General features: G+C 67.4%; 20 protein-coding genes. 13 read left to right on the top strand and 7 right to left on the bottom strand.

Annotated features, from left to right (window positions below; translation table 11 throughout):
• Positions 1-49: 49 nt before the first annotated feature.
• The 4 genes from rpoD to ACFPN9_RS26715 all read right to left on the bottom strand — a co-directional run bounded on the left by rpoD (position 50) and on the right by ACFPN9_RS26715 (position 5,285).
• Complete coding sequence (gene rpoD, locus ACFPN9_RS26730; protein ID WP_066715861.1) at positions 50-2,077, bottom strand: RNA polymerase sigma factor RpoD; 2,028 nt, start codon at positions 2,075-2,077, stop codon at positions 50-52.
• 196 nt (positions 2,078-2,273) lie between these two features.
• The gene (gene dnaG, locus ACFPN9_RS26725; protein ID WP_066715863.1) at positions 2,274-4,178 is read right to left on the bottom strand and encodes a DNA primase; all 1,905 of its coding nucleotides are present in this window, start codon (positions 4,176-4,178) and stop codon (positions 2,274-2,276) included.
• An 86-nt stretch (positions 4,179-4,264) separates the two neighbouring features.
• Positions 4,265-4,762 carry a hypothetical protein gene (locus ACFPN9_RS26720; RefSeq protein WP_068077840.1) on the bottom strand — a complete coding sequence of 166 codons (498 nt, stop codon included), beginning with the start codon at positions 4,760-4,762 and terminating at the stop codon, positions 4,265-4,267.
• 61 nt (positions 4,763-4,823) lie between these two features.
• Complete coding sequence (locus tag ACFPN9_RS26715; protein ID WP_066715877.1) at positions 4,824-5,285, bottom strand: GatB/YqeY domain-containing protein; 462 nt, start codon at positions 5,283-5,285, stop codon at positions 4,824-4,826.
• Positions 5,286-5,438: 153 nt separating this feature from the next.
• On the opposite strand from ACFPN9_RS26715, the gene carA reads away from it, so the two are divergent.
• From carA to ACFPN9_RS26690, 5 genes are all read left to right on the top strand, one after another.
• A complete protein-coding gene (gene carA, locus ACFPN9_RS26710; RefSeq protein ID WP_066715882.1) occupies positions 5,439-6,647 on the top strand; it encodes a glutamine-hydrolyzing carbamoyl-phosphate synthase small subunit in 1,209 nt (402 codons plus the stop codon).
• A gap of 240 nt (positions 6,648-6,887) precedes the next feature.
• Complete coding sequence (locus tag ACFPN9_RS26705) at positions 6,888-7,757, top strand: prephenate dehydrogenase (RefSeq protein ID WP_082734926.1); 870 nt, start codon at positions 6,888-6,890, stop codon at positions 7,755-7,757.
• Positions 7,754-9,376, top strand: coding sequence for an ABC-F family ATP-binding cassette domain-containing protein (locus ACFPN9_RS26700; RefSeq protein ID WP_066715883.1), 1,623 nt, complete (start codon positions 7,754-7,756; stop codon positions 9,374-9,376). Before ACFPN9_RS26705 ends, ACFPN9_RS26700 begins: the two co-directional genes overlap by 4 nt.
• Before the next feature lie 238 nt (positions 9,377-9,614).
• Positions 9,615-10,043, top strand: coding sequence for a group III truncated hemoglobin (locus tag ACFPN9_RS26695; RefSeq protein WP_066715884.1), 429 nt, complete (start codon positions 9,615-9,617; stop codon positions 10,041-10,043).
• Positions 10,044-10,090: 47 nt separating this feature from the next.
• Complete coding sequence (locus tag ACFPN9_RS26690) at positions 10,091-10,612, top strand: GNAT family N-acetyltransferase (protein WP_066715885.1); 522 nt, start codon at positions 10,091-10,093, stop codon at positions 10,610-10,612.
• Between the two features lie 7 nt (positions 10,613-10,619).
• Here ACFPN9_RS26690 and ACFPN9_RS26685 read toward each other — a convergent pair whose 3' ends face one another.
• Entirely contained in the window at positions 10,620-11,873 is a 1,254-nt protein-coding gene (locus tag ACFPN9_RS26685; protein WP_066715888.1) for an SAM-dependent methyltransferase, read from the bottom strand.
• A 139-nt stretch (positions 11,874-12,012) separates the two neighbouring features.
• Between ACFPN9_RS26685 and ACFPN9_RS26680 the strand changes: the two genes are divergently transcribed.
• The 4 genes from ACFPN9_RS26680 (at position 12,013) to ACFPN9_RS26665 (ending at position 14,121) form a co-directional block, all read left to right on the top strand.
• A complete protein-coding gene (locus tag ACFPN9_RS26680; RefSeq protein ID WP_066715890.1) occupies positions 12,013-12,276 on the top strand; it encodes a PilZ domain-containing protein in 264 nt (87 codons plus the stop codon).
• A 74-nt stretch (positions 12,277-12,350) separates the two neighbouring features.
• Positions 12,351-12,602: a hypothetical protein gene (locus tag ACFPN9_RS26675; RefSeq protein WP_068075403.1), complete on the top strand. Its 252-nt coding sequence runs from the start codon at positions 12,351-12,353 to the stop codon at positions 12,600-12,602.
• 91 nt (positions 12,603-12,693) lie between these two features.
• Positions 12,694-13,386, top strand: coding sequence for a class I SAM-dependent methyltransferase (locus tag ACFPN9_RS26670; protein ID WP_377817923.1), 693 nt, complete (start codon positions 12,694-12,696; stop codon positions 13,384-13,386).
• Between the two features lie 39 nt (positions 13,387-13,425).
• Entirely contained in the window at positions 13,426-14,121 is a 696-nt protein-coding gene (locus ACFPN9_RS26665; protein WP_066715895.1) for an aspartate/glutamate racemase family protein, read from the top strand.
• 12 nt (positions 14,122-14,133) lie between these two features.
• Here the strand turns inward: ACFPN9_RS26665 and ACFPN9_RS26660 are convergent, their stop codons facing one another.
• A complete protein-coding gene (locus ACFPN9_RS26660) occupies positions 14,134-14,538 on the bottom strand; it encodes a GtrA family protein (RefSeq protein ID WP_066715896.1) in 405 nt (134 codons plus the stop codon).
• 219 nt (positions 14,539-14,757) lie between these two features.
• On the opposite strand from ACFPN9_RS26660, the gene carB reads away from it, so the two are divergent.
• The 3 genes from carB to ACFPN9_RS26645 all read left to right on the top strand — a co-directional run bounded on the left by carB (position 14,758) and on the right by ACFPN9_RS26645 (position 19,264).
• A complete protein-coding gene (gene carB, locus ACFPN9_RS26655; RefSeq protein ID WP_377817922.1) occupies positions 14,758-18,120 on the top strand; it encodes a carbamoyl-phosphate synthase large subunit in 3,363 nt (1,120 codons plus the stop codon).
• Between the two features lie 100 nt (positions 18,121-18,220).
• Positions 18,221-18,697: a transcription elongation factor GreA gene (greA, locus tag ACFPN9_RS26650; protein WP_066715899.1), complete on the top strand. Its 477-nt coding sequence runs from the start codon at positions 18,221-18,223 to the stop codon at positions 18,695-18,697.
• A gap of 72 nt (positions 18,698-18,769) precedes the next feature.
• On the top strand, positions 18,770-19,264 hold the full coding sequence (locus tag ACFPN9_RS26645) for a hypothetical protein (RefSeq protein WP_066715901.1): 495 nt from the start codon (positions 18,770-18,772) through the stop codon (positions 19,262-19,264).
• A 21-nt stretch (positions 19,265-19,285) separates the two neighbouring features.
• On the opposite strand, the gene ACFPN9_RS26640 is transcribed toward ACFPN9_RS26645, so the two are convergent.
• The gene (locus ACFPN9_RS26640; RefSeq protein ID WP_066715903.1) at positions 19,286-19,750 is read right to left on the bottom strand and encodes an Lrp/AsnC family transcriptional regulator; all 465 of its coding nucleotides are present in this window, start codon (positions 19,748-19,750) and stop codon (positions 19,286-19,288) included.
• A 99-nt stretch (positions 19,751-19,849) separates the two neighbouring features.
• Here ACFPN9_RS26640 and ACFPN9_RS26635 point away from each other — a divergent pair, with 99 nt between their 5' ends.
• Positions 19,850-20,833, top strand: coding sequence for a mitochondrial fission ELM1 family protein (locus ACFPN9_RS26635; protein ID WP_066715905.1), 984 nt, complete (start codon positions 19,850-19,852; stop codon positions 20,831-20,833).
• Position 20,834: the final 1 nt, after the last annotated feature.

The raw sequence follows: 20,834 nt of genomic DNA, 5'->3' as shown, positions 1-20,834 counted from the left end.
ACAATCCCTGTCACGAACAAGAAAGCCGGCCTTGCGGCCGGCTTTTTCGTCAATTGTCCAGGAAGCTCCTGAGCTTCCGGCTCCGGCTCGGATGCTTCAGCTTCCTGAGCGCCTTTGCCTCGATCTGGCGGATGCGCTCGCGGGTGACGCTGAACTGCTGCCCGACCTCTTCGAGCGTGTGGTCGGTATTCATGCCGATGCCGAAGCGCATGCGCAGCACGCGCTCCTCGCGGGGCGTGAGCGAGGCGAGCACGCGCGTGGTGGTCTCGCGCAGGTTCGACTGGATCGCCGCGTCGATCGGCAGGATCGCGTTCTTGTCCTCGATGAAGTCGCCGAGATGGCTGTCCTCCTCGTCACCGATCGGCGTTTCGAGCGAGATCGGCTCCTTGGCGATCTTGAGGACCTTGCGCACTTTCTCGAGCGGCATGGCGAGCTTCTCGGCCAGCTCCTCCGGCGTGGGCTCGCGGCCGATCTCGTGCAGCATCTGGCGCGAGGTCCGCACGATCTTGTTGATCGTCTCGATCATGTGGACGGGAATGCGGATCGTGCGGGCCTGGTCGGCGATCGAGCGGGTGATCGCCTGGCGGATCCACCAGGTCGCGTAGGTCGAGAACTTGTAGCCGCGGCGGTACTCGAACTTGTCGACCGCCTTCATCAGGCCGATGTTGCCTTCCTGGATCAGGTCGAGGAACTGCAGGCCGCGATTGGTGTATTTCTTGGCGATCGAGATCACGAGGCGCAGATTGGCCTCGATCATCTCCTTCTTTGCCTGACGCGCCTCGCGCTCGCCCTTCTGGACCATCAGCACGATCTTGCGGAACTCCTGGATCTCCAGGCCCGTCTCGCTCGCCAGCGTATGGATCTCGTCGCGCAGGCTCTTGATGCGCTCGAGTTCGGCCGCGACGAACTCCTTCCAGCCGCGCGAGCCCAGCTTGGAGACGCGCAGGATCCATTTCGGATCGAGCTCGCCGCCGACATGCTGCTTGAGGAAATCCTCGCGGCCGACGCCATAGCTCTCCGCCAGGCGCAGCAGGCGCGTCTCATGCGAGATCAGGCGCTTGTTGATGTCGTAGAGCTGCTCGACCAGCGCCTCGATACGGTTGTTGTTCAGCGAGAGCGACTTCACCGCGGTGATGATGTCGTCCTTGAGCTTCTTGTATTTGCGGTCCTGCGACGGCGAGAGCTTGGTGTTCTCCAGCCGGTTGGCGATGTCCTGGTCCTGCAGGCGGCGCAGCTTCTTGTAGTTGTCGGCGATCGAATCGAAGGTCTCGAGCACGCGCGGCTTCAGCTCGGCCTCCATGGCCGAGAGCGACACGTTGTTCTCCATGTCGTCTTCGTCGAGATCGGGCGGCAAATCGCCCTCGGGCGCCTCGCCCTCACCGGCCGGGGCGGCCTCGCCCTCGCCACCCTCGCCCGCGATCTGCGTCGGGTTCTTGCCGTCCGGGCCGGCATAGGTCGCCTCGAGGTCGATGATGTCGCGCAGCAGGACCTTCGCTTCGTTCAGCTCGTCGCGCCAGATGATGATCGCCTGGAAGGTCAGCGGGCTCTCGCAGAGCCCCGCGATCATCGCCTCGCGGCCGGCCTCGATGCGCTTGGCGATCGCGATCTCGCCCTCGCGGGAGAGCAGCTCGACAGAGCCCATCTCGCGCAGATACATCCGCACCGGATCGTCGGTGCGCTCGGTCGGCTCCAGATTGCGCTTGGTCTCGACCGGCAGGGCCGAGCGCGAGGCGTCGACCAGATCGCCGCCCTCGACCTCCTCCTCGTCGGCGCCGTTGGTACCGGTGCGGGCCGCGGCGCGCTCCTCGCCGGAGGCTTCGGGATCCTCGTTGTCGACGACGTTGATGCCCTGCTCGCTGAGCTGGCCGAGCACGTCCTCGATCTGCTCGGAGGTGAACTCCTCCGACGGCAGAACCTCGTTCAGTTCGTCATAGGTGACATAGCCGCGCTTCTTCGCGAGCTTGATCATACGCCTGACGGCCTGATCCGTCAGATCGAGCAACGGACCGTCGGAGGTCGGGGGGGCTTCCGGCGTGGCCTGATCGGCCTTGTCCCGTTCGCTCACTTTCGTCGCCATCAATAGCGCTCCGCACTCTCAGGCCGCCACGGCTCGGAAAAAGCCATATGCGGACGCATAAAGGGGCGGCGCGGCCGCAGGTCCGGCGCGCTCACCCCAACCAAATCACGCAGGCGAGATGGCACCGCCCATCCTTGATGAACCGTAAACCACGCTCGGCCGACACGCGGATCGACGGACGACCCCCGCGTCCCGCTCAGTCTTCGGACATCGCCTCCGTCCCCTCGATGCTCTCGAGGCGAGCCTTGACGTCCTTGATCCAGGCGAAATTGGCTTCGGTCGCTTCGTCAGCCAATGCGCGCTCGGCTGCCTTCAACTCGCTATGTAGCGTCCGCGCGCGATGATGCAAGACGATAGCCTGACGAATCGAGTCGAAAACCGATTCCGGATCAGCGGCTTGCGCCAGTTTCAGGCGTTCGGCCGGGCCCGTCACGGCCATCAGCTGCGCCTGCGCCTCCTGAACGCGCGGCTGCTCCAGCCGGATCGCCAGCGCCGCCTCGTCGAGAACGCCCTCCATGGTCGCGTCGAGCAGGGCCTGCCGGAAGCGCTCGGCCGCCGGCCCCTCCAGCGCGAGATCCGCGATCTCGTCGGCACAGCGCAGGATCAGTGCCGGATGGCTCGCCAGCGCCAGCAGGATGAAGGCTTCGCGGGTGTCCTCGCCGCGGCCCCGCGCCATGATCTTGGTGCGCGTCAGCTGGCTCGACGCCTTGAGCGGCCCGTTCGCCCAAGGGGCGGCTTGCGGGAATCCGCCGCGGCCACGCCCGCCGCCGGCCTGGCCCCGCCCGCGCGGATAGCTGCCGCCCTCGCGTCGCTCGGCCCGCGCCGGAGCCGCGCTGGCGAAGAGCTGCGCCAGCCGCTCGTCCATCTCGCGCCGGTAATGCTTGCGCGTCGTCTCGTCGCGGATCTGCCCGAGCGGCTCCTTCAGCCGGCGCTCGAAGGCGGCACGTCGCTCGGGCGTGTCGAGCGGCCCGGCCTCGACCTCCCGCGTCCACAGCATGTCGACCAGCGGGCGCGCCGCGCCCAGCACCTCCGCGATCGCGGCCTTGCCGCCGGAGCGGGCGAGATCGTCGGGGTCCTGCCCCTCGGGCAGCAGCGCGAAGGAGAGCGACTTGCCGGGCTCCAGCAGCGGCAAGGCGAGGTCGATGGCGCGGCTCGCCGCCTTGCGACCGGCCTTGTCGCCGTCGAGGCAGATCACCGGCTCGTCGGCCATGCGCCAGAGCAGCGTCAACTGGTCCTCGGTCAGCGCGGTGCCGAGCGGCGCGACCGTCTGCGGGAAGCCGGCGAGCGCCATGGCGATGACGTCGACATAGCCCTCGACCACGATCGCCTGCCCCGTGTCATGGGCGGCCTTGCGGGCGTTGTGGTGGTTGAACAGCAGGGAGCCCTTGTGGAAGAGCGGCGTCTCCGGCGAGTTCAGATACTTCGCCGAGACCTCCGCGCTCATCGCCCGCCCGCCGAAGGCGACGACGCGGCCTCGCGAATCATGGATCGGAAACATGATGCGGTCACGGAAGCGGTCGTAAGGGACGGCGATCTCCTCGCCATGCACCAGCAGCCCGGCCTCCATCATCAGCTCGGCCGAGACACCCTTGGAAGCGAGATGGTCGCGCAGCGCGAAACGCTCCGCCGGCCCGTAGCCGAGGCGAAAGCGCGTCCGTGCCTCGCCGTCGAGCCCGCGCGAGGCGAGATAGCGCCGCGCCTGACCGCCGCGATCGCCCATCAGCTCGGCCTCGAAGAAGCGCGCCGCCAGTTCCACGACCTCGTGCAGGCCCTTGCGCCGCTCCTCCTGGACCTGCGCTTCCTGCGTGATTTTCGGCAGCGTCACGCCGGCTTCGGCCGCCAGCTTCTCGACGGCCTCGGGAAAGGACAGCCCTTCCGTTTCCATCACGAATTTGAAGATGTCGCCGTTCTTGCCCGACGAGAAATCGAAGAACGAGGCCTTCTGATCGTTGACGAAGAAGGACGGCGTCTTCTCGGCGTTGAAGGGCGACAGCCCCTTCCATTCGCGCCCCGCCTTGGCCAGGCGAACGCGCTTGCCGACCACCGCCGAGACCGGCAGCCGCGCCTTGATCTCTTCCAGAAGGGAGGGCGGGAACTTCATCGCGTTCTATGTGGACCCTGCCGCAGCACAAGCCAAGAACAGATCGTGATCCCGGCTCGCTTGCCCCGGCTATCCACAAGCCGCCTCTAGCGGCAGCCCAGCGGGTCCTCCGCCAGCGCCTCGGCGGCACCGGCCGTCGGCAGCGCCCTGGCCTCGACACCCGCGCGCAGCGAGAGGGTACGGGCCCTTCGCAGCCCCTGCACGACCGGCCTCATCGCGTCCACGCCGAAGCGGCGATCCGGCTCCCATGTGAGCTCCACCATGTTGCCGGCGCTTTGGGCTGTGACCGGGATGCGCGTTGCCTTGCCGTCGATCAGGATCTCCAGCGACCGGAGCCCATCCGCCGCATCGCGGCGAGGCAGGCTCGCCATGAGATAGGGGCCGGCCTTGATCGCGGCATTGGCCTTCGCGGCAGCCGCGTCGCCGCAATAGAAAGTCAGGCGGACGCCGCCGCTGGAGACCCCGGCATAGGACGTCCCCATCTGGTAGCCGCTGCCCCAACCGGTTTGCTCAGGCTGCGCCTGCACGGCGCCGCCGCAGAGCAGCAGCAAGGCCGCGGCGAGACAGGTTCGTGATGACGGCATCGGATGTCTCCTCTGCCGCGAATCTGACCCGCCGATATGGCAGAAACGCGCCGGCCGGGCCTCACCCCGCCAGCGCGGCCTTCACGAGCCCGCTCGCCTTGCCGAAATCCATCTGGCCGGCGTAGTTCGCGCGCAGGATCGCGATGACCTTGCCCATGTCCTTGACGGAGGCCGCGCCGCTTTCGGTCACCGCCGCGGCGATCGCAGCCTTCACCTCGTCCTCAGACATCTGCTTGGGCAGATAGCCGGAGATCACCGCGACCTCGGCCTTCTCGCCGGCGGCGAGTTCCGGGCGGCCATTGGCCTCGTAGATCGAAATCGATTCCTGGCGCTGCTTGATCATCTTCTGCAGCAGTCCGAGCACCTCCTCATCGGTGGCCTCGCCCTTGCCGGCGCCGCGCGCCTCGATGTCCTTCTCCTTCAGCGCGGCGATGATCAGGCGGATCGCGGCGACCTTCTCCTTCTCACCGGCCTTCATCGCCTCCTTCATATCGGGCATGAAGCGCTCGCGCAGGCTGGTCATGTGGGTATTCCCTCGTTGTTCGTCGGGCTTCGCGCCCGCGTCGATTGACGGCATGGAAGCGCGTCTTTAAGGCTCGCGCTCCAGACGACGGCCAGCGAGACCGCTGCCGCCCATGCATTGCCGCGCCCTCGCGGCCTGGACCGAGACATAGACATGACCGCACATGAAGGAAACCCCGCCACGGGCGGCTGGAGCGAACCGCGCGCGACCGCCCTGCTGGTCCTCGCCGACGGCACGGTGCTGGAGGGCTTCGGCCTCGGCGCCACCGGCGAGGCACCCGGCGAGGTCTGCTTCAACACGGCAATGACGGGCTATCAGGAAATCCTGACCGATCCCTCCTATGCCGGGCAGATCGTCACCTTCACCTTCCCCCATATCGGCAATGTCGGCGTCAACGACGAGGACATCGAAACGGTCAATGCCGCCGCCGCCTCCGGCGTGCGCGGAATCGTGCTCCACGCCACCATCACCGAGCCCTCGAACTGGCGCGCCAGCCGCCATTTCGACGCCTGGCTCAAGGCCCGCAACATCGTCGGCATCTGCGGCGTCGACACCCGCGCGCTGACCGCCCTGATCCGCGACAACGGGATGCCGAACGCGATCCTCGCCCACGCGCCCGAAGGCGTCTTCGACATTCCGCGCCTTCAGAAACTGGCCGCCGAACTGCCGGACATGGCGGGTCTCGACCTCGTGCCAATGGTCACCTCGGCCCAGCGCTACGAATGGGACGAGACGCCCTGGCAGTGGCCCGCCGGCTACGGCAAGCGCGAGGGCGCAGCCCACAAGGTCGTCGCCATCGACTACGGCGTGAAGCGCAACATCCTGCGCCTGCTCTCCAAGGCCGGCTGCGACGTCACCGTCGTGCCCTCGACCGCCTCGGCGGACGAGATCTTGGCGCTGAAGCCGGACGGCATCTTCCTCTCCAACGGCCCGGGCGACCCGGCCGCGACCGGCGAATACGCGGTCCCGGTGATCCGCGAGCTGCTGGAGAAGAAGGTCCCGACCTTCGGCATCTGCCTCGGCCACCAGATGCTGGCGCTCGCCGTCGGCGGCCAGACGATGAAGATGAAGCAGGGCCATCACGGCGCCAACCACCCGGTGCAGGACAAGACGACCGGCAAGGTCGAGATCGTCTCGATGAATCACGGCTTCGCGGTCGACCCCGCCTCGCTGCCGGCCCATGCGGTCGAGACCCATGTCTCGCTCTTCGACGGCTCGAACAGCGGCTTCGCCCTGACCGACCGCCCTGCCTTCAGCGTCCAGCACCACCCGGAAGCCTCGCCCGGCCCGCAGGACAGCCACTATCTGTTCAAGCGCTTCGTCGAGATGATGGACGCCGAGAAGGCCAAGACGGCGGCCTGAGCCGGCGATCGTCAATCTCCTCAACCTCCGCCATCAACCCGGACCTGCCACTGCCGCGTCCGGGTTGACAGCCTCCGACTCCTGCGCTTGAAGCGGCTCATGACCCCAGCGACCTGCCTCGCCCGGACCTATTACGCCCCGTCCTCATAAGGCGGGTCGCATTCTTATGCTTCAACCGCCGCGCTGGCGGTTGAACTCAGGCAGTCACCCGGCATCGCGGCCCCTCCAGGGAACCCGACCATGCCACGTCAGCGCAAATCCTTCTCCTCTCTCGGCCTGCTCGGCTTCGGCGCCTTCGGGCAGCTGATGGCGCGCCACCTCCAGCCGCATCTGCGCCTCGTCGTCTGCGATCCCGCCCGCTCGCCGCAGCCTGACCCGGCGGGCCAGGGGCTCGTGCCGGGCGACGTCGCGGCCGTGGCGGCCTGTGACATCGTCGTGCTCGCCGTCCCGGTCGACGCGATGGCGCAGGCGATCGCCAGCCTGCGCCCGCATCTGCGCGCCGGCACCGTCGTGCTCGATGTCGGCTCGGTGAAGATTGAACCCGCCCGCCTGCTGCTGGAAGGCCTGCCGGAGCCTGTCGAGATCATCGGCACGCATCCGCTCTTCGGCCCGCAGAGCGCACGCGACGGGCTGGCCGGCCTGAAGATCGCGCTCTGCCCGATCCGCGGCGGCGGCACCGGGCGCATCGCCGCCTTCCTGCGCCGGACCTTCGCGCTCGACGTGATCCTGACCACGCCGGACGCGCATGACCGCGACATGGCGCTGGTCCAGGGCCTGACCCATCTCGTCGCCAAGATCCTCGTCCGGATGGAGCCCGTGCCGCGCCGGATGACGACGCGCAGCTTCGAGCTTCTGATGCAGGCGACCGAGATGGTGCGCCACGACGCGCCCGGCGTCTTTCTCGCGATCGAGCGCGCCAATCCGCATGCGCGAGCCGTGCGGGAGCGCTTCTTCGCCCATGCCCAGGCGCTGACCCAGGCGCTGGAACGGCACGATCACCCCGATCCCGCATCCGCCGGCAGCGATGAACCGGAATGCGGCCCTTCCGCACCGGGCCATCCTGCCCTATTGCAGCGCAACATCATCCCTCAGCTTCACGCGAAACCATGATCCGCCTCGAAAACATCGGCAAGCAGAACGGCCAGCAGATCATCTTCATCGAGGCCTCCGCCTCGCTCCTGAAGGGCGAGAAGGTCGGCCTCGTCGGCCCCAACGGCGCCGGCAAGACCACGCTGTTCCGGATGATCACCGGTCAGGAGCAGCCCGACGAGGGCATGGTCCAAGTCGATCGCGGCATCACCATCGGCTATTTCAGCCAGGATGTCGGCGAGATGCAGGGCATGAGCGCGGTCGCCTCCGTGATGGAGGGCGCAGGCCCCGTCAGCGCCGTGGCGGCCGAACTGCGCGAGCTCGAAACGGCGATGGGCGATCCCGACCGCGCCGACGAGATGGACGAGATCATCGCCCGCTATGGCGAGGTGCAGGGGCGCTTCGAGGAGCTCGACGGCTATGCGCTGGACGGCCGCGCCCGCGAGGTCCTCGCCGGCCTCGGCTTCAGCCAGGAGATGATGGACGGCGATGTCGGCGCGCTGTCCGGCGGCTGGAAGATGCGCGTCGCGCTCGCCCGCATCCTCTTGATGCGCCCCGACGCGATGCTGCTCGACGAGCCCTCCAACCATCTCGACCTGGAAAGCCTGATCTGGCTGGAATCCTTCCTCAAGGGCTATGACGGCGCGCTGCTGATGACCTCGCATGACCGCGAGTTCATGAACCGCATCGTCGGCAAGATCGTCGAGATCGATGCTGGCGCGCTGACCACCTATTCCGGCAATTACGAGTTCTACCAGCAGCAGCGCGCCCTCGCCGAGAAGCAGCAGCAGGCGCAGTTCGAGCGCCAGCAGGCCATGCTCGCCAAGGAGGTCGCCTTCATCGAGCGCTTCAAGGCGCGCGCCTCCCACGCCGCCCAGGTCCAGAGCCGCGTCAAGAAGCTCGACAAGATCGAGAAGGTCGAGCCGCCCAAGCGCCGCCAGAGCATCGCCTTCGATTTCCCGCCCGCCCCGCGCTCGGGCGAGGACGTCGTCACGCTCAAGGGCGTCGACAAGCGCTATGGCAGCCACACCATCTACGAGGCGCTCGACTTCCAGATCCGCCGCAAGGAGCGCTGGTGTGTGATGGGCGTCAACGGCGCCGGAAAGTCGACCCTACTGAAGCTGGTCACCGGCTCGACCGAGCCCGATTCCGGCAGCGTCGCGCTCGGTGGCTCGATCAAGCTCGGCTATTTCGCCCAGCATGCGATGGAGGTGCTCGACGGCGACCGCACCATCTTCCAGTCGCTGGAAGACCGCTTCCCCCAGGCCGGCCAGGGCTCGCTGCGCGCGCTCGCCGGCTGCTTCGGCTTCTCGGGTGACGATGTCGAGAAGCGCTGCCGCGTCCTCTCCGGCGGCGAGAAGGCCCGCCTCGTCATGGCGCTGATGCTCTACGACCCGCCGAACTTCCTCGTCCTCGACGAGCCGACCAACCATCTGGACATCGCGACCAAGGAAATGCTGATCAATGCACTCGCGCAGTACGAGGGCACCATGCTCTTCGTCAGCCACGACCGGCATTTCCTCGCCGCGCTTTCCAACCGCACGCTGGAGCTGACGCCCGACGGCGTCCATGCCTATGGCGGCGGCTACACCGAATACGTCGCCCGCACCGGCCAGGAGGCGCCGGGACTTCGGAGCTAACGACGTCGGCGGGCAAGGCTGTGCTTTGGATGCTCTTGCCCTCCGTCATTGCGAGGAGCGTCAGCGACGAAGCAATCCAGGAGCGGCAGCGCTCGACGTCCTCTGGATTGCTTCGCTTCGCTCGCAATGACGGTCTGCCTTGGAGCAGAAGCGTCGCGTATGACGACGCGATCCAGATCAAGGGGCGGGTTGTCCCGATGCGATAGACACCCGGCCTGACCGTCAGCCGCGAGCCCCCATGACCGACAATCCCCTCACCCGGCCCGGCGCCGCCCACCCCGCCATCACCGAGGCGATGATCGCGGCGCTCGTCGCGCGCTTCTACGCGAAGGCCCGCGAAGACGCGCTGATCGGGCCGATCTTCATGGGCGCCGTCGCGGACTGGGACGAGCACATCGCCAACATCGCCGATTTCTGGAGTTCGGTGATGCTGCGCACCGGGCGCTATCATGGCCGGCCGATGCGCCCGCATCTGATCCTGCCACTGGAGCCTGAGCATTTCGACCGCTGGCTCAGCCTGTTCGAGGAGACGGCGGCGGACATCTGCGGCGAGCCGGACGTCGCCGACGCGTTCATCATCCGCGCCCGGCGCATCGCCGACTCCTTCGAGATAGGCCGGGCGACGGTCACGGGAGCGATCGCCCGCCCGCGCCACAGCGGGGTCTGAGACACAGAGCCTTGCCGCGACGACGCTCACCGTGATGGGATAACGGCATGGATGCGCCGCCCCTTATGCGCCCCCTCACCGCAGCCGACGCCGCCGCCTATCGCCCGCTCCGCCTCCAGGCCCTGCGCGAGCACCCCGAGGCCTTCGGGGCGAGCCATGAGGACGAGGCCGCGCGCAGCCTCGAGATGACAGCGAAGCGCCTCGATGGCGGGCCATTGAACTGCGTCTTCGGCGCCTTTGTTGGAGACGATCTCGTCGGAACGGCCGGCTTCATCATTCCCGACGGCTCGATCAAATCCCGTCACAAGGGCCTGCTCGTCGGCGTCCATGTCGCGCCGGCCCATCGCGGCCATGGCCTTGGCCGCGCACTGGTCAAGGCCGTCATCGACCATGCGCGCGCCCATGTCGTGCTGCTGCAGGCCGCCGTGGGCGTCGCCAATGCGCCGGCGCTGCGGCTCTATGCGAGTCTCGGATTCCGGCACTACGGGCGGGAGGACAAGGCACTGCTCGTCGATGGCGTCTTCGTCGACGAGGCGCTGATCGTGCTGGATTTTGCGGCCGACGCGTGAGCGCCGTTCAGAATCCGCGCGCCGCCAGCGCCTTCTCGTCGTCCTGGATATAGTCCCGGATCACCGGCACGGCGCTTTTGTGAGGCCCGAGCAGGAGCTGGAACACCATGTCGCCGCCAATGTCGAAGGAGATCGAGCAGGCGCAGAGATAGAACTCCCACATCCGCGCGAAGCGTTCGCCCATCATCGCGACCACCTGCGGCCGCTGGGCCATGAAGCGCTCGCGCCAGGCCTCCAGCGTCCAGTGATAGTGGCGCCGCCAGAACTCGCAGTCGGAATGCCAGAGCCCGGTCTGCTCCACCGCCGCGAACACCTCCGACAGCGCCGGCGCATAGCCGCCGGGGAAGATGTACTTGTCGAAGAACGGACCCGTGAAGCCCGGCGGGCCGACGCGGCCGATGCAATGGACCAGCGCGATCCCGTCCGGCGTCAGCAGGTCGCGGATCTTTTCGAAGTATTCGAGATAATGCGCGACGCCGACATGCTCCATCATGCCGACCGAGACGACGCGGTCGAAGGTCCCGCCAAGCTCGCGATAGTCCTTGTTGACGAAGGTGACAGTGTCGCCGACGCCGGCCGCCTCGGCCCGCTTCTGGGCAGCCGCCATCTGGTCGGGCGAGACGTTGAGGCCGGTGACCGTCGCGCCGCAGGCCTTCGCCAGATAGATCGCCAGCTCCCCCCAGCCCGAGCCGATATCGAGGACCGTCATCCCCGGTTCGATCTTCAGCTTGGCGGCAATGTGGCGGAGCTTCGCCTTCTGCGCGTTCTCCAGCCCGACCTCCGGCGAATGCCAGTAGGCGCAGGAATAGGTCATCGTCTCATCGAGCCAGAGCCGATAGAAATCGGTCGGGATATCGTAGTGGTGCTTGACCTTCTTGCCGGCGACGCCGAGCGGGTTGTGCATCCGGAACCGCCGGATCCTGAAGCGCACCGAGCGGATCAGCTTCTGGATCGGGTGCTTGCGCAGCTCCTTGCGCTGCAGCCAGAACAACGTCAGCAGGTCGTGGATCGAGCCCTCCTCGAAGTCGATCCGCCCGTCCATGTAGCCTTCGGCCAGAGCGAGTTCGGGATTGAGAAAGAGCTCGCGCTCGATCCGGTCGTCATGGAAACGCACCGTCACGGCGGGCGCCGTCTTCACCACACCGGCAAAGCGCATCTCGCCCGGCCCCGGCCCGAAGACATGGTTTCGTCCATCCGGCGTGATCACCGTCAGGCGCCCCATCCTGACGAAATTCTTCAGCAAACGCGGTAGCAGCAACATTCGCAGCCCTCACCCCGCCGCGATTTAGAGCATGTCGAAGCTTTTCGGGAAACACCCGGCAACACGACAGCAGCGTCAGCCCCGCTCCATCCTGGCCCCGCATGATGCTCCCGCCGAGGCAGGGAGCAGATGAAACGGAATGGACAAGCGATGTGCGAAGCGCTGGCGTTCGCATCTGCGCATGGCGAAGCTCTTCGACCGCTCGCAGCGTTTCCTGGTGGATTGTCGCATCCTCGACCTCTCGGCGACGGGCGCGCGGCTGAAGCCGCAAAGCGACCGCCCGCTGCCGCTCGAACTGCATCTGCAGGACGAGGTGATGGAGGTCTCGAAGCGCGCCACCATCGTCTGGATCCGGCAGGGCGAGATCGGCATTCGCTTCGCGGCCGAGAGCGACGCGACATGAGCAGCCTCGCAACGCGCCGTCAGCATCGCGACCCGTCAGGGAACCGACGATCACCTCCCGCGTTAGAGGGCTCGATGACGCCTCTGCCGCCCGATGGAACCCTGATGGACGACGACCGCATCACCCGGATCGCACGTGCGCTGTGTCGCTCGGCACGAATCGATCCCGACGACATCCTGTCGCGGGACGTCGCCGATCCTGAGATTCTGCGCCACGACGTCCGCGGTCATGTTGCCGAACAGGCGGTTCCGGCCTGGACGATGTTCCGTGGCGCCGCGCTGACCTTCATCGAGGCCCATGAGGAGCGCGTCGTCGCGCCGCTGTGAGATCTCCCTGCGCTTGCTAAGCCGGTCACCGGCGGCATAGTGCTCGCCGTTCGCGCGGAGGCAGCCGCGCATCCTGACGGAACGGCGAAGCATGTCCTGGCGCGATTTCTGGAACGGCGACCACGCGATCTATGTCTCGCCCCGCCACAAGGCCCTGCATTACCGCCAGATCGCGACCGACCTGATCGGCCATATCCCCACGCCCGACGCCGTCGTGCTAGACCATGGCTGCGGCGAGGCGCTCGACGCCGGCCGCGTCGCCGGCCATTGCGGCAAGCTCTATCTCTGCGAGGCGGCACCCAGCGTGCGTGACAAGCTGCGCGCCATGCTGGGCGGCAAGGCGAATGTCGCGGTGGTCGCCCCCGAGGAGGTCGAGGCTCTGCCTGCCGAGACGCTGGATCTCGTCGTCGCCAATTCGCTGATCCAGTACCTCTCGCGCGACGAACTCGTCGCCCTGCTCGCCATCTGGCACGGCAAGCTGAGGCCGGGCGGCAAACTCGTCGTCGCCGACATCATCCCGCCCGATGTCAGCCCGCTGACCGACGCCTCGCAGCTTCTCGCCTTCGCCTGGCGTGGCGGCTTCCTGACCGCCGCTCTGGCCGGCCTTGTCCGCACCGCCTTGTCGGACTACCGCAAACTGCGGGCGCAATACGGTCTCTCGACTTATCGCATCGACGAGATCACGGGCCTGATCGCGGCCGCCGGCTTCGCGGATGTGAGCCCAGCGAAGAACTTCGGCCATAACCCGCATCGGCTGACGCTGGTGGGGCGCAAGCCGGGTTGAGGCCGGAGTACCGCCGGAACAGTCCCGAGGAGACGTCCCATGCATATCGGCTTGATCGGCGGCATCGGTGTCGCGGCGACGGTGGTCTACTACCAGCGCCTCGTAGCGGCGGCGGCCGAACGCGGCGTATCAAAGCTCGATCTCACCATCGTTCACGGTGAGATCCAGGAGCTGATCCGCAACAATCTCGCTGATCGGAGGGCCGAGCAGGCAAAAGCCTTCCTTCCCCTGGTCGAACGCCTGGACCATGCGGGATGCGATTGCGTGGCCCTATCCTCGCTGGGTGCGCATTTCTGCCTGGATGAACTGGTGGCGCTCTCGCCCCTGCCGATCGTCTCCGCCGTTGCGCCGCTCGATGCGTTTTTTGCCGAGAGGAACATCAAACGGATCGGGCTACTGGGAACGCGGGTGGTCATGCGGACGCGGCTTTACGGCCAGCTCGTCGACACCGGGGCGATCGTGCTGGACGACGAGATCGATCGCCTCGGGCAAAGCTACCAGGACATGGCTGTCGCCGGTGCCTGCACTCCGGAGCAACGGGCATTGTTCCTCGAGGCCGGGAAACGCATGATCGCGGCGGGCGCCGACGCGATCGTTCTGGCGGGAACCGACCTCAACCTGGCGTTCGACGGGCAGGATACCGGTTATCCCGTCATCGACGCCCTCGACTTCCATGTCGCGCTGCTGGCTGATCTCGCTGCCGGACGTCGGTCCCTGCACGACCTGTCGCGATGATGCCGCGATCCATCACCCCGCCCGATCGGCGAAACTGAAGAATTTGTGCCCCAGGAACGAGAACACCATCACGAAGCCCGTGGTGACGAACTGCATCGGCAGATAGGGCAGGCCGAGCCGCGTCACGAAGAGATGCATCAGCATCCACGTCAGCCCGAACCCGCCGACGGCGATCAGCCCGAAGCGCCAGCTCGCCTGCGCATGGCTGCGGGTCGCCTCGAAGGTCATCCAGCGGTTGAGGGCATACGAGACGACCGCCCCGACCACGAACCCGGCCAGCGTCGCCGGCACCGGATCGACCCGCGCGAGTTCGACCAGCCCGACCAGCACGCCGTAATGCGCCACGGCGGTGAGGCCTCCGGCGAACACATAGGCCAGGAGCTGGCGGGTCTGACGGGGATAGCGGCGCAGCGGCATGGCGCCTCCTTACAGGCTTTGCCCCAACGAAGCCTGAACGGCCACTCGCCCATCACGGCCTGTGCGCCGCGAGCCGCGCCTGACGCTTTCCGCTTCCCTGCGCCGCTCCTCCCCTCTATAGCGAGCGCCTAGCATTCATCTCAGGCGCTCGCACCGGCCCGCTCTCGCGATCGGACGGCAGCGAGTGCGCGCGCCTGCCTCAAGACGAAGTCGAGCCCCATGCCCAAGCGCACAGACATCAAGACCATCCTGATCATCGGCGCCGGCCCCATCATCATCGGGCAAGCCTGCGAGTTCGACTATTCCGGCACCCAGGCGGTGAAGACGCTGAAGGCCGAGGGCTACCGCATCGTCCTGGTCAATTCGAACCCGGCCACGATCATGACCGATCCCGAGCTGGCGGATGCGACCTATGTCGAGCCGATCACGCCCGAGATCGTCGCCAAGATCATCGAGAAGGAGCGCAACGTGCTCCCCGGCGGCTTCGCTCTGCTGCCGACCATGGGTGGCCAGACCGCGCTGAACTGCGCCCTCTCGCTCAACAAGAAGACGATTCCTCAGCCCGACGGCAGCAAGATCAGCGTGCTGGAGCAGTTCGACGTCGAGATGATCGGCGCCACTGCCGAGGCGATCGACAAGGCCGAGGACCGCGAGCTCTTTCGCGAGGCGATGACCAAGATCGGTCTCTCCACGCCGCGCTCGCACCACGTCAAGAATCTCGGCCAGGCGCTCGAAGCGCTGGACGACATCGGCCTGCCGGCGATCATCCGCCCCTCCTTCACCATGGGCGGCACCGGCGGCGGCATCGCCTATAACAAGGGCGAGTTCATCGAGATCTGCGAGCGCGGCTTCGACGCCTCCCCGACCAGCGAGATCCTCATCGAGGAGAGCGTGCTCGGCTGGAAGGAATACGAGATGGAGGTGGTCCGCGACAAAAAGGACAACTGCATCATCGTCTGCTCGATCGAGAACCTCGACCCGATGGGCGTCCACACCGGCGATTCGATCACGGTGGCGCCGGCGCTGACGCTGACCGACAAGGAATACCAGATCATGCGCGACGCCTCACTGGCGGTGCTGCGCGAGATCGGCGTCGAGACCGGCGGCTCGAACGTGCAGTTCGCGGTCGATCCCGAGACCGGCCGCATGATCGTCATCGAGATGAACCCGCGCGTCTCGCGCTCCTCGGCGCTCGCCTCCAAGGCGACCGGTTTCCCGATCGCCAAGGTCGCGGCGCGTCTGGCGGTCGGCTACACGCTGGACGAGATCGAGAACGACATCACTGGCGGCGCGACGCCGGCCTCCTTCGAGCCGACGATCGACTACGTCGTCACCAAGATCCCGCGCTTCGCCTTCGAGAAGTTCCCCGGCGCCGAGCCGACGCTGACGACCGCGATGAAGTCCGTCGGCGAGGCGATGGCGATCGGCCGCACCTTCCAGGAAAGCCTGCAGAAGGCGCTGCGCTCGCTGGAGACCGGGCTCGACGGCCTCGACGAGATCGAGGTCGAGGGGCTCGGCAAGGGCGACGACAAGAACGCGATCAAGGCCGCGCTCTCGACGCCGACGCCCGACCGCATCCTCCAGGTCGCCCAGGCGATGCGGCTCGGCTTCACCGACGCGCAGATCCATGAGAGCTGCAAGATCGACCCCTGGTTCCTCGAGCAGATGCGCGGCATCGTCGACACCGAGGAGAAGATCCGCCAGTTCGGCCTGCCGCAGACGCCGGGTGCCTTCCGGCAGGTCAAGGCGATGGGCTTCTCCGACAAGCGGCTCGCCGCCGTCGCCGGCAAGACCGAGGCCGAGGTCAAGGCCCTGCGGCGTTCGCTCGCCGTGCGCCCGGTCTACAAGCGCATCGACACCTGCGCGGCCGAGTTCGCCTCGCCGACGGCCTATATGTACTCGACCTATGCCATGCCCTTCGCCGGGCAGGCGGCCGACGAGGCCAAGCCCTCCGACCGCAAGAAGGTCGTCATTCTCGGCGGCGGCCCCAACCGCATCGGCCAGGGCATCGAGTTCGACTATTGCTGCTGCCATGCCTGCTACGCGCTGAAGGATGCGGGCTATGAGACCATCATGGTCAACTGCAATCCGGAGACGGTCTCGACCGACTACGACACCTCGGACCGGCTCTATTTCGAGCCCCTGACCGCCGAGGATGTGCTCGAGATCCTCGAGACCGAGAAGCAGAAGGGCACGCTGCACGGCGTCATCGTCCAGTTCGGCGGGCAGACCCCGCTGAAGCTGGCCAACGCCCTGGAGGAGGCCGGCATCCCGATCCTCGGCACCTCGCCCGACGCGATCGACCTCGCCGAAGACCGCGACCGCTTCAAGCGCCTGCTCGACAAGCTCCAGCTCAAGCAGCCCAAGAACGGCATCGCCTATTCGGTAGAACAGGCCCGCATGATCGGCGCCGAGCTCGGCCTGCCCTTCGTCGTGCGCCCGTCCTATGTGCTCGGCGGCCGCGCCATGGCGATCATCCGCGACGAGGCGATGTTCGAGGACTATCTGCTCGGCACCCTGCCCTCGCTGATCCCCTCCGAGGTCAAGGCCAAGTACCCGAACGACAAGACCGGCCAGATTAACACGGTGCTGGGCAAGAACCCGCTGCTGTTCGACCGCTATCTGTCCGATGCGATCGAGGTCGACGTCGACTGCCTCGCCGACGGCAAGGATGCGTTCATCGCCGGCATCATGGAGCATATCGAGGAAGCCGGCATCCATTCCGGCGATTCCGCCTGCTCGCTGCCGCCGCGCTCGCTCTCGCCTGCGACCGTCGCCGAGCTGGAGCGGCAGACCCGCGCCATGGCGCTGGCGCTCGATGTCGGCGGGCTGATGAACGTCCAGTACGCGATCAAGGACGGCGAGATCTATGTGCTCGAGGTCAATCCGCGCGCCTCGCGCACGGTGCCGTTCGTCGCCAAGGTCATCGGCGTGCCGGTCGCCAAGGTCGCCGCGCGCATCATGGCCGGCGAGAGCCTCGCCGGCTTCGGCCTGAAGCCGCAGACGCTGAAGCATGTCGGCGTCAAGGAGGCCGTCTTCCCCTTCGCGCGCTTCCCGGGGGTCGACGTGCTGCTCGGGCCGGAAATGCGCTCGACCGGCGAGGTCATCGGCCTCGACCGCTCCTTCGACATCGCCTTCGCCAAGAGCCAGCTCGGCGCCGGCTCCAAGGTGCCGGTCAAGGGCACGGTCTTCGTCTCGGTGCGCGACGAGGACAAGCCGCGCATCGTCGAGAGCGTCCGCATGCTGGCCGATCTCGGCTTCCGCGTGCTGGCGACCGGCGGCACCCTGCGCCTGCTCCAGGAGGAGGGCATCCCGGCCGCCAAGATCAACAAGGTGCTGGAAGGCCGGCCGCACGTCGTCGACGCGATCAAGAACGGCGAAATCCAGCTCGTCTTCAACACCACCGACGGCCCGCAGGCCCTGGCGGATTCCCGTTCGCTCCGCCGAACGGCCCTCTTGCACAAGGTTCCCTATTATACCACCTTGGCCGGAGCGATCGCGGCGGCGGAAGGCATCAAGGCCTACTGCAGCGGCGATCTCGAAGTCAGGTCGCTGCAATCCTACTTCGTGAACGCTGCCTGAGGGCGGGGCGCCGACGAAGTTTTACAAACGACAGGAAGCGGGGCGCAGGCGGCCGGGATGCCGCCGGCGGGCACCCGCTTTCGGATGATGGGACGAGACGATGGAAAAGGTTCCGATGACCCCCGGCGGCTTCGCCGCTCTGGAGGCCGAGCTCAAGGATCGGCAGCAGGTCCAGCGCCAGCGCATCATCGAGGCGATTTCCGAGGCGCGCGCGCTCGGTGACCTCTCCGAGAACGCCGAGTATCACGCCGCCAAGGAAGCGCAGTCCCTCAACGAGGGCCGCATCCAGGAGCTGGAATCGCTGATCGGCCGGGCCGACATCATCGATGTTTCCAAGCTCGCCGGCAGCGACACGATCAAGTTCGGCGCCACCGTCAAGCTGATCGACGACGATACCGAGGAAGAGAAGAGCTACCAGATCGTCGGCGAGCCGGAATCGGATGTGAAGTCCGGCAAGGTCTCGATCGGCTCGCCGATCGCGCGCGCGCTGATCGGCAAGAAGGTCGGCGACTCGGTGCAGGTCAACACGCCCGGCGGCGGCAAGTCCTACGAAGTCGTCAGCGTCGACTTTCGCTAGGCGCGCCTTCCGGACTTGGCATCGCGACGTCGCGACGCCACATCGGAGGCTGGTCCCGAGGGAGCTTCCGACATGACGACACGCCGCTCATTCCTCCTGCAGGCTGCGGCCGGCGCGGCACTGACCCTGTCCGTTCCGGCACTGGCTCAGGCCCGCACCATCGGCGCCATCCGCGTCGACACCTCCCGCCTCGCGGCGCAAGGCTGGGGCCCGCGCGCCGAGGAGATCCGGCGCGCGCTCGAACGGCAACTCGCGACGACGCTCGCCCCGATGATCCGCCGCGGCGGGCCGACCCTGTCGGTCGCCGTCAAGGGCGTCTGGCTGGCGAGCTGGGCCGGAGGCGGTGGCGGCGGCAAGCCGAGCGACGGCGGCGCGAGCCTCGACAATTTCGATGCCGACTATGTGCTGACCGGCCCGCGCGGCGAGGTTCTCGGGCAGTGGAGCATCCTGTCGAATCTCGGTTCCGATTCCGGCGGCGCCTGGTACCGGCCCGATGTCGACCAGCGCCGCGTCGCCGCGCTGATCGAGAACAACGCGCTCTGGATCAGGCGCTATCTCGGCGGCTGACCGATTCGCCGCAGACGCGCCTCACCCGAACGGAACGATCGGCTCGTCTTTGACCCGGTCGAAGGCCAGCGCCGTGCGGACGTTGCGGACGTTCGGCAGCGCGGTCAGCTCGCCGACGAAATCCTGAAAGGCCTTCAGGTCCGGCGCGACGCATTTCAGCATGAAGTCGATGTCGCCGGAGAGCTTCCAGCATTCGCGCACCGCCGGCCAGACACGGATGTGGTCCTGGAACGCGGCGAGATCGGCCTCGGCCTGGCTCGCCAGATGCACGAAGGCGAAGCACACCACCTCCAGCCCGAGCTTGCGCTCGTCGAGCTGGGCCCGGTAGCCGGTGATCAGCCCCGCCTCCTCGAGCGCCCGCACGCGCCGCAGGCAGGGCGGTGGGGAGATGCCGACGCGGCTCGCCAGCTCGACATTGGTCATCCGCCCGTTCGCCTGCAATTCGCGCAGGATCGCGAGGTCGATATCGTCGAGTCTGGAGCGCACGAGGGGTCCCGGAAGAAGGTTGCGCTGGTGTAGACGCAGCGTCTTGGCGATACAAGGCGCGTGCCGCAACGAGCCGCACCGCCCGACCGAGGAGCCGACGTGACCGCCGAACCCATCCCGACCGTCTGGGTCCTGACCGACGGCAAGGCCGGCGACGAGGTGCAATGCCGAGGCGTCGCCGAGCGGCTGGGCGTCGTCCCGGAGATCCGCAGGGTGGCGCCGCGCAGGCCCTTTGCCTGGCTGATGCCGCGCGGCCCGATCGACCCGCGCGAGGCGCCGGACCGCCCTGGCAGCCCGATCCGCCCGCCCTTCCCGGACATCGTCATCGCCTCGGGGCGCCGGGCGATCGCCTATGTCCGGGCGGTGAAGAAGGCCTCGAACGGCGCCACCTTCACCGTTATCCTCAAGGACCCGCGCACGGGCGCGGGCTCGGCCGACTTTATGTGGGTCGCCGAGCATGACCGCCTGCGTGACGAGAACGTCCTGGTCACGACGACCTCCCCCCACGGGCTGGCGCCGCAGCGGCTCGCAGCGGCACGCCGCAACCCACCCGCCGCCATCGTCGCCCTCCCAGCGCCCCGTGCCACGGTCCTCGTTGGCGGCGATAGCCGCCATCACCGCTTCACGCCCGAGGACATTACCCGCTTCGCCGAGGGGCTCGATGCGCTCGCAAGCTCCGGTGTCGCGCTGATGGGCTCGCGCTCGCGCCGCACGCCGCCGGCGCTCGACGCCGCCGTCGCGGCGGTGTTCGCCCGCCATGGCGGCTGGTGGTGGGACGGCAGCGGCGAGAACCCTTATGTCGCGCTGCTCGCCCACGCCGACGCCATCGTCACCACGGCGGATTCGACCAACATGATCGGCGAGGCGACGGCGACGGGCGCCCCGATCCTCGTCTTCGAGCCGCATGGCGGCCATGGCAAGCTGGCGAAGTTCCTGGAGGCGCTGAAGCGCCAGGGGATGGTCCATCATTTCGAGGGCCGTCTGGAGGGCGAGCGCTACGCGCCGGTCGATTCGACGCAGATCATCGCCGACGACATCCGACGGCGCTGGCTTATGCACAGGCAGCAGCTTGGCCTCGCCTGAT

It is taken from the genome of Allobosea massiliensis (genome assembly GCF_042655245.1).
Classification (GTDB): Bacteria; Pseudomonadota; Alphaproteobacteria; order Rhizobiales; family Beijerinckiaceae; genus Allobosea; species Allobosea massiliensis.
The sequence above is the reverse complement of the archived record's forward strand: the minus strand, read 5'-3'. Positions and strand labels throughout refer to the sequence as shown.